The sequence below is a fragment of the Spiroplasma endosymbiont of Lasioglossum malachurum genome (assembly GCF_964020065.1).
Lineage (GTDB): Bacteria > Bacillota_I > Bacilli_A > Mycoplasmatales > VBWQ01 > Spiroplasma_E.
The window spans coordinates 806,924-821,805 of sequence record NZ_OZ026534.1; the positions used below are offsets into that span (position 1 = coordinate 806,924).

9 protein-coding genes and 3 pseudogenes are annotated in these 14,882 nt (G+C 24.8%); 6 read left to right on the forward strand and 6 right to left on the reverse strand.

From position 1 onward, the window contains the following. The first annotated feature begins 11 nt into the window (after positions 1-11). Positions 12-962 (forward strand): IS30 family transposase, encoded by a 951-nt coding sequence (locus tag AACK95_RS04490; protein ID WP_338979395.1) that lies wholly within the window; start codon positions 12-14, stop codon positions 960-962. Positions 963-1,139: 177 nt separating this feature from the next. On the opposite strand, the gene AACK95_RS04495 is transcribed toward AACK95_RS04490, so the two are convergent. The 3 genes from AACK95_RS04495 to AACK95_RS04505 all read right to left on the reverse strand — a co-directional run bounded on the left by AACK95_RS04495 (position 1,140) and on the right by AACK95_RS04505 (position 7,057). After that, the gene (locus AACK95_RS04495) at positions 1,140-1,982 is read right to left on the reverse strand and encodes an ABC transporter ATP-binding protein (RefSeq protein WP_422397166.1); all 843 of its coding nucleotides are present in this window, start codon (positions 1,980-1,982) and stop codon (positions 1,140-1,142) included. 175 nt (positions 1,983-2,157) lie between these two features. Next, positions 2,158-6,153, reverse strand: a complete 3,996-nt coding sequence (locus tag AACK95_RS04500) for an ABC transporter permease (RefSeq protein WP_338979585.1) — start codon at positions 6,151-6,153, stop codon at positions 2,158-2,160. Between the two features lie 40 nt (positions 6,154-6,193). Beyond that, positions 6,194-7,057 (reverse strand): hypothetical protein, encoded by an 864-nt coding sequence (locus tag AACK95_RS04505; RefSeq protein ID WP_338959718.1) that lies wholly within the window; start codon positions 7,055-7,057, stop codon positions 6,194-6,196. A gap of 618 nt (positions 7,058-7,675) precedes the next feature. Here AACK95_RS04505 and AACK95_RS04510 point away from each other — a divergent pair. The 4 genes and pseudogenes from AACK95_RS04510 (at position 7,676) to AACK95_RS04525 (ending at position 11,151) form a co-directional block, all read left to right on the forward strand. Beyond that, on the forward strand, positions 7,676-8,626 hold the full coding sequence (locus AACK95_RS04510; RefSeq protein WP_338979587.1) for an IS30 family transposase: 951 nt from the start codon (positions 7,676-7,678) through the stop codon (positions 8,624-8,626). 165 nt (positions 8,627-8,791) lie between these two features. Further along, on the forward strand, positions 8,792-9,571 hold the full coding sequence (gene pstB, locus AACK95_RS04515) for a phosphate ABC transporter ATP-binding protein PstB (RefSeq protein WP_400255247.1): 780 nt from the start codon (positions 8,792-8,794) through the stop codon (positions 9,569-9,571). Between the two features lie 37 nt (positions 9,572-9,608). After that, positions 9,609-9,830 carry a hypothetical protein gene (locus tag AACK95_RS04520; protein WP_338979589.1) on the forward strand — a complete coding sequence of 74 codons (222 nt, stop codon included), beginning with the start codon at positions 9,609-9,611 and terminating at the stop codon, positions 9,828-9,830. Positions 9,831-9,912: 82 nt separating this feature from the next. After that, positions 9,913-11,151 (forward strand): annotated as a pseudogene (locus AACK95_RS04525) (IS256 family transposase). 176 nt (positions 11,152-11,327) lie between these two features. Here the strand turns inward: AACK95_RS04525 and AACK95_RS04530 are convergent. Beyond that, positions 11,328-11,510, reverse strand: coding sequence for a PhoU domain-containing protein (locus AACK95_RS04530; protein ID WP_338979591.1), 183 nt, complete (start codon positions 11,508-11,510; stop codon positions 11,328-11,330). Positions 11,511-11,514: 4 nt separating this feature from the next. Next, a pseudogene (locus tag AACK95_RS04535) lies at positions 11,515-12,753 on the reverse strand (IS256 family transposase). A 92-nt stretch (positions 12,754-12,845) separates the two neighbouring features. Between AACK95_RS04535 and AACK95_RS04540 the strand changes: the two are divergent. Beyond that, positions 12,846-12,986: pseudogene (locus AACK95_RS04540) on the forward strand (IS256 family transposase); the annotation flags it as partial. Between the two features lie 57 nt (positions 12,987-13,043). Here AACK95_RS04540 and AACK95_RS04545 read toward each other — a convergent pair. Continuing rightward, entirely contained in the window at positions 13,044-14,813 is a 1,770-nt protein-coding gene (locus tag AACK95_RS04545; protein WP_338979593.1) for a ribonuclease J, read from the reverse strand. Between the last annotated feature and the right edge of the window lie 69 nt (positions 14,814-14,882).

Genomic DNA, 14,882 nt, shown 5'->3' on the forward strand with positions numbered 1-14,882 from the left:
GGAGTTTTTATATGAGTTATAAACATCTTGGCATAGATGAAAGGATTTATATTGAGAATCAATTGAAATTTAAATTTAAAATTAGTGAAATAGCTAAAAATCTTAATCGAAGTATTAGTACTATTATTCGAGAAATTAATAGAAATAAAGATAATAATCATTATTTTTCATTAATTGCACAAAATAAAGCTGAAAATCGAAAACAATCACATATTAGTTTTCATAAGTTTAAAAATAAGAATTTAGTAAAATATGTACAACAAAAATTACTATTAGGTTGATCACCTGAACAAATTTATGGCAGAATTAAAAATTTTCATAAAGAGTGAGTTATTAGTTTTAAAACAATTTATACTTGAATTTATTTTGGAATGCTTGATAAAGTTACTAGTAAAAATTTAAGAAGAAAAGGTAAAAAACGAAAATCTAAAGAAAATCGTGGCAAGTTTAATGGTAAATCAATTAAAGAACGAGATATAAATGTTAATGATCGTATAACACTTGGTCATTGAGAAGGAGATACTATAGTATCATCAAGAGGCAAAAGCAAATCATGTTTAATAACTTTAGTTGAAAGAGTATCACGATTTACTTTAGCAATATTAGTTAAAAACAGAACTACTAAAGTTATTAATAAAAATGTCAGTTATTATTTATCAATTCTTCCTAAAAACATTGTTAAAACTATTACTTTTGATCGTGGCAAAGAATTTTCAAATTGACAACAACTTGAAAAAAATTTAGATGTAAAAATTTATTTTGCCAATCCATATTCACCTTGACAAAGAGGTACTAATGAAAATACTAATGGTTTAATTAGAGAAAAATTTCCTAAAAAATTTATTTTTTCAAAAACTAATAAAAATGAAGTTCATAAATTTATATTGTCTTTAAATCAAAGACCGAGAAAAATATTAAATTATCTTTCACCAATCGAATATTTGGATAGAAAAATAATTTAGTTGCACTTACCTTTACAATTTAGCAACTAAATAAAATATAGTATTTTCTATTAGATTATTATAATTTAATATTTTTTTCTTTATACAAGTATTTACTCTATATAAATATAAGAAAAATGCATAAAAATATGCATTTTTCTTATATTTATTAAATCAACCCCCATCTATACCCTTTTCTTATGATCAATTTATTTCATTTGGTTTCATTGGTTTTTCATTATTCTTTACACTAATAATTTTACCATTTTTAACGTTAATAACAGTATTTGCAACATATTGGAAGTTAGGATTATGAGTAACCATAATAATTGATGTTTTATATTCTCGATTAACATCCAATAAAATTTCTAACACCTTACGCCCCATTTCCTCATCAAGTGCTCCTGTTGGCTCATCACAAAATAAAATTGTCGGATTTTTTGCTAGTGCTCTACCAATCGATACTCTTTGTTGTTGTCCACCTGATAATTGACTTGGAAACTTATTCATATGTTCATCCATTTCAATAACTTGAAAAATATCATCAATACTCATATTTTTATTTTTAGCAAGATTTTCACCAACTTCAGCATTTTCACGAGCAGTTAAGTTAGTTAATAAATTGTATTGTTGAAAAATAAAACCAACATTATCTCGTCTAAATTTAGTTAAATGACTATCTTTTAATAAAGATAAATTGTATCCGGCCACAAAAACATCACCAGTATTAGGTTTATCCAATCCCGAAATAATATTTAATAATGTTGTCTTACCACTTCCCGATGGTCCTAAGATAACAACAAAATCACCTAATTTAATTTTTAAATTAACTCCTTTTAATACTTCATATTCTAAGTCTCCAGTTAAGTAAGATTTTTTAACATCAAATAATTCAATAACATTAGTTTGAGTATCAGGAGTATTATTAGTCATTGATATAATTTTACCTGCTAAAATTTCTTTTGAATGAGTTTTTGTTAATTTTTTAATTGCTTTTTGATTATCTTTAAAAGCTTGTAATTTAGCTTTATTAGCTTCTATTTCTTCCTTTGATTCTGGTTTATCATGAGATTTATGAGTTACTGGTGGTATTGTACCTTCGGTTTTAGATACTGACTTCTTTGTAAAACTAGATTCTAACTTATTTTTAGTTACTTGTTCACTTGAATTTTTAGTGTTTTTTTATCATTTTTCATGTTTTTATTCCTTTCTGCTTTTAATCAATTTCATTTAAAGTTTTAATTGGATTAATCTTCTTCATGGCATATCAATCAATAATAAAGGTTGTTGCATAAATGCCAAAGATAATTAAACCAACCACAAGCGGTAATCATCAAACAAAGAATAATGGTAAAACCCATGTTGTATTAGCAGCTAAATAGTTAAGAATAAACTTAACAATTATTCATCCTACAGGAAAACCAATAACAAACATAACAGCAATCACTGGTAAATACATACCAATAACAATATTAGTTATTTTTGCATCACTATAACCAAGTGTTTTCATTGTTGCTATTGTTTTACGATTTTCATAAATTACTAAATTACTTGTTAATAAAATAATAAAGAACGAAATGATTAATGAAAAGATAATAAATGCAACCAATACTGTATCAACTAAAGCAGTAATTTGATTTAACAACTGATGATGGATATCTTGTGGCGTAATATTAACAGCACTACCTGCACCATAACCTTGATAAGTACCAGAACCATCAGTACCACCATTTAAACCAAAAGCACTGTAATCTCCATACATTTGCGAAGTTGAAAATGAATTAGTTATATCTGATAATGATTGCGAATTTGAAAATTTAAAATTAAAGATTGGATTTTCATTTTCAAATATTTGATTAAGTTTATAAATAATGGGATCATTTAATTGATTAAGAAAATTTTGATATTCATTAAATGATTTTAATTTACCAAAATCAACATCACAAGTTGTTTTTTTGTCTTCTCATTCTTTTTTAAATAATAAAAATAAAAATTCTTTTGTTTTATTAAATGATAAAACTTTATCAGCATTAGTTTTACTAATATAAGCATTAGGTTGACCATAACCATTATATATACCAACTACTTTATACGTTGGTGTTTTAGAACTTATCTTATCATTATAAGAATTAACAACCTTACCAGCAGTAACTTCTTTTAACATATTTGTAGCATTAATACCCATATTATCATAAGCTCCATCCTTTAACTCATCAACTTGTGTATAACCAGTTTGTTGTTTTAATAATGTAACATTATTAACATTTTTACTATCACCAACAATGTTATCAATATTAATTTTTTCCAAATCAAAAGGTTTCAATTTATTATTATCTTTAAATTTCATAGTATTACCATTACTACTCATTTTAAATTCATCATTTATTTTTAAATTTAATTGTTTAGCAATTGTTTGATTAATAACAAGACTAATACTATCATCACTATTTTCTTGTTCTAAAAGTGGATTTAATGAAGAACCTCCAGCATCATATAATTGCATCATTGAAGGTTTGCCTAACTGTTGTTGATTTTGTAAACCATAAACTTTCATTAAATATTTGTTCTGTTTAAATAATTTTTCAGGAGTACCAATAAAGTAAGTTCCTAATTCATCAGTTTCTTTATCAAAAGGCACAACATTAAAAGCAACATTAAAAGGAGCATTGGGATCACTATAAGCTTTGGCAATATTTTGACGAATAAAATATGGGCTTTTAGTATAAGCACCTTGCACTACAGTTTGTCCCATTCTATTATAAAATAAAGCACCAAATCAAATTCCAACTTTATTAATTCAACTATCACGCTCTTTGTCACTAATTTCAGATGCATTATTATTCAATAATTGTGTTTCATTAGTTAAATGTCACGGATATAATTTATCGCTAGTATCAAAACTTAAATTATCAATATGATTAATAAAAGTAGGACCCTTACTTGAGGCATTTTTGTAAGCAGGAATATTAGTATTTGCTCAATCTTTGAATTTTGTAATATCTAAATCATTAGGATTAGTACTAATCTTACCAGTCTTCGAAATCGTACCACTAATATTCATTGCCACTGTTGTTCGATAGTTTTGATAAAATTTTCTAATAATATTATAAGTATTCTCACTATAAAAACTGTTAATATTAGTATTTTTTAAAACTGTGTCATACATTGGTAATGCATTTGGTCAAGCCATTTGTACCATAATTCCAACAATCACAGAAGCATCTTTAATATCACTAGAATCTAATCCATTTAAAAAGTTTTTAGTAAGCATTTTACCATTTAAATACGTTAAACCAGTATATCCTAAATCACTAATAGCAGCACCGGGATTAGTTTCATCTGACATTGGAGCATATGCTTCAGCATTAATATTATTTTCTAATAATTCTTTAACAAAAGTATCATTTAATGGTCCAGAATTATCAAAACGTGGTGGATGTCAATATGTATCACCAGTAGTACTATCAACAGTAGAAGTATAAGTTCAATCATCTTTATTATTTGGATTATAAGTTTTATAAAAACTATATGGAGAATTATAAGTCGGAATGTCATATTCAACTAAGGAGTGATAATTCATACCAGTAAAAGAAAGTAATTTATTATCAGCCATAATTTTTGGACCAATAATAGATGTTGTCATTAAAGTTGTTCCTAAAAACATAGTTAATGATGCTGCTGCCATTTTTCCAATTGATGATGTAAATAGTGATAAACGGAATCTTGTTAAAAATCCACGATTAATACTTTTTGTTTTAATAATTCGACTAAAGCGAGAATTAACAGTAGCTGATTCGTTTTTAATTAAATCTATTGGTTTTTTAATAACTATTAAAGCACTAATAACTCATGCAATAATTGATAAAAAACCAAATATTAAAATTAAACAATATATAAATCCTAAACCATTAAAAATAAAATGACCAAAATTTAGATTAAAATAGTTGGCAAATGTTTGAACTATAATTACTTGTAAACCACTTGCTGGTAAAAACACTAAAATAGTACCAATAAGTGCTGCTACCATTGGATAAGCTAAAGATGTAATTAAAATTTTAATATTACTATAACCTAATGATTTTAAAATTCCAATTTGTGTTCGTGAATTATCAATATTTTTATAAGTAATTAATATTACTGTAATTCCTGTAATAATTAAAACAATTAACAATAAACCAATTAATAAACTTTTAAATCCAATAATAGTTGCATTCAAAGTAGCAGTACGATTATTAAACGTATACTTATTATTTCCTAACTTATATACTAAAGCAGCATCAGAATCAATAGTATTAATATATTTACTTCTTAAACTTTGTGAAATTAATTTAATATCATTAATTTTACCTATTGTTGATTTTCCAACAAAATAAATTTCGCGATCATTATCAGAAGAAATTGTGATTTTTTCATTAGCTTTATCATATGATCAAATATAATTATTTTTTTCTAACCTTTTACTTAAACCAAATTGCATTGGATCAACGTATAATAAACCTTCACGAGTTTTATTTGGAATTGGTGTAGTTTGATCAATAATTGGGGTTGTGAAATCAGCAGATACACCATATCCAACAATTTTTAATCAATTATAACTACTATAAGCAGCATCATTTAAATCATATCCTAAAACTTTTAAACTACTTCCTAATTGATCTGATTGCACACGAATTGTAGCATTAATATGCAAATTATTTTTTTGAGCAAATTCTTTATTAATAACTACCTGTTTTCAACTTGGAGTTTTATCTGGATTATTACTATCTCCTATTTGATAACCATCACTAATGATTAATTTATCAATACGAGCATCTTGATTATAAGTTAATATTTTTAAAATTCTAGGATTACTATTATTATCTAATTGCATAGTTCTGCCTTCAACACGATCTCATATAAATTCATTACCAGCATCATTTGCAATATTGTTAATATCAAAATTATTCTTTTCATCAACAGCAGTTGTTGATGTTGAGATTTTATTAGAAATAGTTTTTGGAGTAGTATTAGATAAATCAATAACAAAATCATGTAAATTAGATTTTGCAACTAATGTTGAATATTCATCAGAAATTCTTGCTAAACTTGTTTGCATTAATGAAAAAATAGTTGATGATAATAATACTAAAACAATTAAACCAACTAATTGAATTTTATTACGAAATGCTTGTTTAAACGCATTTTTAAAAAGCAAAAATGATTGTTTTTTCATATTCGTTCTTCCTTTCTTTTAAATTTTAAAACAAAAAAAGTTATTGAATTAAAGCCATTTTTCAACCATTAATTAAAGTTTTTAAATCTTGAATAGTTTTAGTAATAAGTAGTGTTAATTGGGCACTTAAAAAATAAGTTAAATTCTTCTTAAAAATAGCAATTAAAAGTTTTTTATTATTATCAGTAATAGAAACTTGGTGGTCAAAATTAGTAAACATTTGTTTTTTAAATTGCCATGTTAAAATGATAATTTTAGTTTTAGTATATGCTTTTACTGGAAATTGTTTATTAATAATATTGGGTAATGAAGAATTACTAAATAATGTTACTCAAGTTTTTTTAATTAAATTAAAAATTGTAAATAAATTATCACTAAACATTTTTCATGAAAAGAAACCTAATCAATAGTAAAAGAACACTAAAATTAGTACTGAAATAAAGTTATTTATTGATGGTAATGATATTTTAATCATAGTAAAATTAAATTGTAAAATAATAGCAATTATAATAATTGACAAAATAGTAAAACGCATCACTTTCATAATTTGATTATTATTACGGCTTAAAAAACTAAAACAAATAAATAAATGTAAAATCGAAATCAATGATAGCATTGGTAAACTTTCTAAATCTAAAAAATTAATATTAATTACCATTTCTTGAACTGGTAATAAAAATAAACAAAATTGTGCTAAAAATCATAAACTAAATTGAAGAATAATGATTTTTGTTTTATTAAATATTTTTTTATTATTAATACTATTTTTATGAAAATTAATAGTAATTAAAAAAGTTAATTTCATAATTAAAAGTAAAAAAAGAACTGGTAAACCAAAAAAAATAAATAATTGTTCAAAATTATTAATACTATTAATTTTTAAAATATTACTACTACGTAACATTATATTCACCTTTAAATAAACTTTGCTATTATTATAATTATAAACTATTAAAATTAAATAATGCAATTATTTAGTTTTAGATAGTGTTCAAATATTTAAAAAGAAAAGGAAAAAAAGAAAATGTTATGAAACCGCTGTATCAAATTCTTTAGTAATAATTTTGATAATGAATATCAATATTTACAACCTATGGATTCAAACTATATGTACTACCCCACTACTAATTATCAAACTACTACATCTACTACTAAAATAATAGCTGTTGAACAACCAACTAAAAATACATCAACAGTTTTTTCAAATAGAAAGATTATTTCAAAACCATTGAAAAAAAGATACAAGAGATTAATATTAATAATATTACTATTTTTGAAGAAGAAAGTGAAAATCAAACTAAACATATATCTTTATAAATGGTAATGTTTAGTAATCTGTGTAACTTACAAAAATAACTATGTTTAATTAATTCTAGTAAATATAATTAAATGACTAGAAAGAGTGAGTTACAGATGGCGCTGAATTATACTTGTAAGTGCAAGTAAATAAAATTGCAAAAAATTCTCATATAAAAATTTCATAATGCTAAATTTAGTTTAGAAAAAAGTAAGGATTTTTTATATGAGTTATAAACATCTTGGCATAGATGAAAGGATTTATATTGAGAATCAATTGAAATTTAAATTTAAAATTATTGAAATAGCTAAAAATCTTAATCGAAGTATTAGTACTATTATTCGAGAAATTAATAGAAATAAAGATAATAATCATTATTTTTCATTAATTGCACAAAATAAAGCTGAAAATCGAAAACAATCACATATTAGTTTTCATAAGTTTAAAAATAAGAATTTAGTAAAATATGTACAACAAAAATTACTATTAGGTTGATCACCTGAACAAATTTATGGCAGAATTAAAAATTTTCATAAAGAGTGAGTTATTAGTTTTAAAACAATTTATACTTGAATTTATTTTGGAATGCTTGATAAAGTTACTAGTAAAAATTTAAGAAGAAAAGGTAAAAAACGAAAATCTAAAGAAAATCGTGGCAAGTTTAATGGTAAATCAATTAAAGAACGAGATATAAATGTTAATGATCGTATAACACTTGGTCATTGAGAAGGAGATACTATAGTATCATCAAGAGGCAAAAGCAAATCATGTTTAATAACTTTAGTTGAAAGAGTATCACGATTTACTTTAGCAATATTAGTTAAAAACAGAACTACTAAAGTTATTAATAAAAATGTCAGTTATTATTTATCAATTCTTCCTAAAAACATTGTTAAAACTATTACTTTTGATCGTGGCAAAGAATTTTCAAATTGACAACAACTTGAAAAAAATTTAGATGTAAAAATTTATTTTGCCAATCCATATTCACCTTGACAAAGAGGTACTAATGAAAATACTAATGGTTTAATTAGAGAAAAATTTCCTAAAAAATTTATTTTTTCAAAAACTAATAAAAATGAAGTTCATAAATTTATATTGTCTTTAAATCAAAGACCGAGAAAAATATTAAATTATCTTTCACCAATCGAATATTTGGATAGAAAAATAATTTAGTTGCACTTACCTTTACAATTTAGCATTAAAAGAAAAAATGAAAGCAAGAAAGAATCAGCGAATAGCAATAAAAAAAGAAAAGTAAATGTGATTAAACCTTACTTTTTAAAAGTGAAAGATAAATTTAAGAAAAAACCAAATAACAAATCAAATAATTTATCAAATATAGAAAATATTCCAAAAAGTAATTATGTTTTTACTATTAAAAATTTAAATTTCTTCTATAATCATGGTAAAAAACAGGCTTTATTTAATATAAATTTAGAAATAAGTCGTAATCAAGTAACCGCTTTTATTGGACCAAGTGGTTGTGGCAAATCAACATTACTACGAACTTTAAATAGAATGAATGATTTAATTGATGGTGTTAAAATTAATGGACAAATATTATTCAATAATGAAGATATTTATGAAAATAAAAAAAATATTATTTCATTACGAACTAAAGTTGGAATGGTATTTCAAAAACCTAATCCCTTTCCAATGTCAATTTATGATAATGTTGCATATGGTCCAAAAAATCAAGGCATTAAAAACAAAAAGATTCTAAATCAAATTGTCGAAGATGCTTTAAAAAAAGCGGCTTTATGAGATGAAGTTGCTCAACATTTATTTGATTCAGCATTATCATTATCAGGCGGCCAACAACAACGTTTATGTATTGCTCGTGCTATTGCCCTAAAACCAGAAGTACTATTAATGGATGAACCAACTTCAGCTCTAGATCCGATTGCCGCATCTAAAATTGAAGACTTAATGAATGATTTAAAATCAGACTTTACAATTATTGTTGTTACTCATTCAATGCAACAAGCAGCACGAATTTCTGATAAAACTGCTTTTTTCTTAAATGGAGAAGTCATTGAATATAATAATACTAAAAAAATATTTTCACGACCAAAAGATAAAAGAACAGAAGATTATATTACCGGCAGATTTGGTTAAAAATATATATAATTAATTATAGAGAAAGGAGGAAAAAATGAAAATAATTAACCGTAGATTTGATTTAGATATCATAAATTTAAAACAAAACTTATTAACTTTATTAAAAGAAGTAAAAAAAGAACATAAAGACGCTTTAATAGCAATGGAAACACAAGATTTTGACATGTCAAAAAGAATTGTTGAAACCGATAAAGAAATTAGAACAGTCGCTGAAAGTTTAACAATTACTGCAATTTGAAGTATTGGTAATGTTTAGTAATCTGTGTAACTTACAAAAATAACTATGTTTAATTAATTCTAGTAAATATAATTAAATGACTAGAAAGAGTGAGTTACAGATGGCTAAAAAAGATAACTTTAATAATAATGATCCAATATCAAAAGCAGTAGATTTATTATTAGAAAATACTGAAGATTTAACAACAGTTTTTAAAGAAGGGGGTTTATATAAAGAATTAACAAAACGTTTAGTTGAAAAAATGTTGAATTCTGAGATGTAAAATTATTTAGGATATGAAAAAAATCAACATAGTAATAGTGACAATGCTCGTAATGGTATAAGTTCAAAAAAATTAATAACTCAACAAGGTAAAATTGAGATTGATGTACCACGAGATCGTAATAGTAATTTTACTCCTGTAATAGTGCCAAAAAGACAGAGAAGATTTGATGGTTTTGATCAACAAGTTCTTTCCTTATATGCAAAAGGTATGACATTATCAGATATTAGAATGCAGTTACAAGAGTTATATCATGGTGCTGATATTAGTGAAAGTGTTATTAGTCAAATTACTGATGATGTGATTGATGATGTCAAAGCATGACAAAATAGACCATTAGAAGGCATTTATCCCATTGTTTATTTTGATTGTATAGTAGTTAAAGTACGACAAGATAAACGCATTATTAACAAATCAGTTTATATAGCTTTAGGTGTTGATTTAGAAGGTAAAAAAGATGTTTTAGGTTTATGAATTAGTGAAAATGAAGGCGCTAAATTTTGATTAGCAAATTTCACAGAAATGAAAAATCGTGGCTTAAATGATATTCTTATTGCTTGTAGTGACAACTTAACAGGCATGTCAGAAGCAATACAATCAGTTTATCCTAAAACTGAACATCAATTATGTATAGTTCATCAAATCAGAAATAGTTTAAAATATGTTTCATACAAACATCGAAAATCTCTAGTTACAGATTTAAAGCCAATTTATAATGCATGTAGTGAAGAACAAGCAATGCAAGCTTTAGAATTATTTGAAAGTAAATGAAATAAACACTATCCTTAAATTGCTAAATCTTGATATAAAAATTGAGATAATTTAATGATTTTTATTAGTTATCCTCCAGAAATCAAAAGAGTGATTTATACTACAAATTCTATTGAATCTGTTAATAGTCAACTACGAAAAGTCATCAGAAATAAAAAAGTTTTTCCAAATGATATGGCAGTTTTCAAAATATTTTACTTAGCAATTGAAAATATATCAAAAAAATAAACAATGCCCATTCAAAATTGAAATACAGCAATTGCTCATTTTATGATAAAATTTGAAGACAGAATTAATCTGAACTAGTATTTTGCAAAACAAAGATACACAGATTACTAAAAAGCCTCTTGATTCACGAAAACGATTATCAATATCATATTCTGCTGCTTGATAAGCTTTGTTAATATCATTTTTATTTATAGATTCACCAATTAAATCCATCATTTTAAATACTTTTTTCATTAATCCTGATAATTGAGATGTTAATTTAATTTCTGGTTTATATTTGACATTAAATTTGGATAAATTTTTAGCATAATTGAAATACGTTCTAAATCACGAATAATATTCATATAGCCAATAATAGTACGTAAGTCAGTAGCAAAAGGATTTTGTTGAGCAATACTTCGAGGTTTTTTAATAATCTGTGTATCTTTGTTTTGCAAAGTACTAGTTCAGATTAATTCTGTCTTCAAATTTTATCATAAAATGAGCAATTGCTGTATTTCAATTTTGAATGGGCATTGTTTATTTTTTTGATATATTTTCAATTGCTAAGTAAAATATTTTGAAAACTGCCATATCATTTGGAAAAACTTTTTTATTTCTGATGACTTTTCGTAATTGACTATTAACAGATTCAATAGAATTTGTAGTATAAATCACTCTTTTGATTTCTGGAGGATAACTAATAAAAATCATTAAATTATCTCAATTTTTATATCAAGATTTAGCAATTTGAGGATAGTGTTTATTTCATTTACTTTCAAATGATTCTAAAGCTTGCATTGCTTGTTCTTCACTACATGCATTATAAATTGGCTTTAAATCTGTAACTAGAGATTTTCGATGTTTGTATGAAACATATTTTAAACTATTTCTGATTTGATGAACTATACATAATTGATTTTCAGTTTTAGGATAAACTGATTGTATTGCTTCTGACATGCCTGTTAAGTTGTCACTACAAGCAATAAGAATATCATTTAAGCCACGATTTTTCATTTCTGTGAAATTTGCTAATCAAAATTTAGCGCCTTCATTTTCACTAATTCATAAACCTAAAACATCTTTTTTACCTTCTAAATCAACACCTAAAGCTATATAAACTGATTTGTTAATAATGCGTTTATCTTGTCGTACTTTAACTACTATACAATCAAAATAAACAATGGGATAAATGCCTTCTAATGGTCTATTTTGTCATGCTTTGACATCATCAATTACATCATCAGTAATTTGACTAATAACACTTTCACTAATATCAGCACCATGATATAACTCTTGTAACTGCATTCTAATATCTGATAATGTCATACCTTTTGCATATAAGGAAAGAACTTGTTGATCAAAACCATCAAATCTTCTCTGTCTTTTTGGCACTATTACAGGAGTAAAATTACTATTACGATCTCGTGGTACATCAATCTCAATTTTACCTTGTTGAGTTATTAATTTTTTTGAACTTATACCATTACGAGCATTGTCACTATTACTATGTTGATTTTTTTCATATCCTAAATAATTTTACATCTCAGAATTCAACATTTTTTCAACTAAACGTTTTGTTAATTCTTTATATAAACCCCCTTCTTTAAAAACTGTTGTTAAATCTTCAGTATTTTCTAATAATAAATCTACTGCTTTTGATATTGAATCATTATTATTAAAGTTATCTTTTTTAGCCATCTGTAACTCACTCTTTCTAATCATTTAATTATATTTACTAGAATTAATTAAACATAGTTATTTTTGTAAGTTACACAGATTACTAAACATTACCAAATGATATGGCAGTTTTCAAAATATTTTACTTAGCAATTGAAAATATAACAAAAAAATGAACAATGCCCATTCAAAATTGAAATACAGCAATTGCTCATTTTATGATAAAATTTGAAGACAGAATTAATCTGAACTAGTACTTTGCAAAACAAAGATACACAGATTATTAAAAAACCTCGATAATATCATTAACCTTAAATTTCATTAACAACTGTTAAAATCATAGGTAACTTACCAGTTTCTTTTTTAATATAATCTTGTAAGTCATTTTTCATTTTAGTCTTAACTTCACTAAGACTAAAAGCATTATTAGTTTTATATTTTTCAATAACATTAATAATAATGTTTTGCAATTTTTTCAACATTTCTTCATTATTAGTTAAATAAACAACACCACGCATTTGTGCATCAATTAAAGAAACAATTTCTTTAGTTTTACGATTTATTGTCACTCCTGTAATTAAAATACCATCACGTTGTAATTGTTTTCTTTCACTAATAACAATGGAACCAATATCACCAACACCAATACCATCTACATATACATCACCAGTTTTTATTAAGTTATCTGTTGTTTTATTAGTAGCATTTTTATCATTAAAACGAGAAGGACGTGCAACATACTGTTTAACAAAATTATCAATTAATTTACCATTTTCAAAAGTAATAACTTCACCATTATCATGAATTAAAGCATTGTTATGTAATACACCAGCATCAATGGCTGCTGCTTGTGCTGCTACAAAATCTTTATATAAACCTTTAACTGGCAAAAAATATTTTGGTTCAATAATATTAACCATTAACTTAATATCTTCATAAGAAGCATTTAAACTTCAAGCTTGTTTTTCTGATATATTAATAACTTTAACATCAGTACGTGCTAAGTCATCTAATAAGGCTGCATGAGCCAATTCATTTCCTGGAATTGGTGGAGTTGCTAAAATTATTGTATCTTGGGATTCAAGTTTTAAATAATCATCATTACCAATAGCAATTTTATTCATTCTAGTAAATAAACGCTCACCACTACCAGTAACAATAATTACTGTATCTTTAGTACCAATTGTTTGTGCTAAATTAATAATTTGTGATTTATCAATATTGAAAGCGTTTAAATCATTAACTTTTAATAAAATATCATATAAAGTTGCACCATAAACTGCAATTTTACGTTTAGAGTCAGTTTCTTTAATAGCATTAAGAATTTCACTAACACGATATAAATCTTGATCATAACATGCAAGAATAACCCTTCCTGGTGCTTCTTTTAATACTGGCTCAATAATAGTTTGAATTTTATGCTTAGGAGCTGTAAAAGCTTTTCTATTGGCACATGTTGCTTCACTAATTAATAATAAAACATCATTTTTAGAAACACTAGCTAAATGTTGAATATCAGTAGTAAAATCACTACGATGTTCACCATCAAAAATATAATCACCCGTATAAACAATTGTTTCATTTAATTTAATATTTTCACCATTATTTACAGTTAAAACAAAACCTAAACTACCTGGAATTGAAGTAGTTGTTTTAAATGTTTTAACAACAACATTACCAAATGATACTTTTTGTTCGGGTTCAATAGTTTTAATTATAATTTCATTTTGATTAATAAAACGAAAACGTTCTAATTTCTGCTTAATCATAAAATCAGTTAGTTTACTAGTAAAGATTGGAACTTTATACTCGGGTTTTATTTTATTAAAATCTTTTAAAATATAAGGTAGTGCTCCAAAAGCATCATCAGATGGTTTTGAAATAAATATACCTTGAATACGATGTTTATTTTCTTTTAAATATGTATAATCTGGAATAATAATATCAATTCCTAAAATTTCTCTTTCTGGGAGTCTAATGCCGGCATCAAATACAAATATCTTATCATTTACTTCAACAACATATAAGTTTTTACCACGTTCATCTAATCCACCCAGAGCAAATACTTTTATCTTTGCCATGTTTTCACCAGTTTTCTACTTTCTTTATTTTTATTTTATAAAATTTAATATCTTAGAAGAACATAAAAA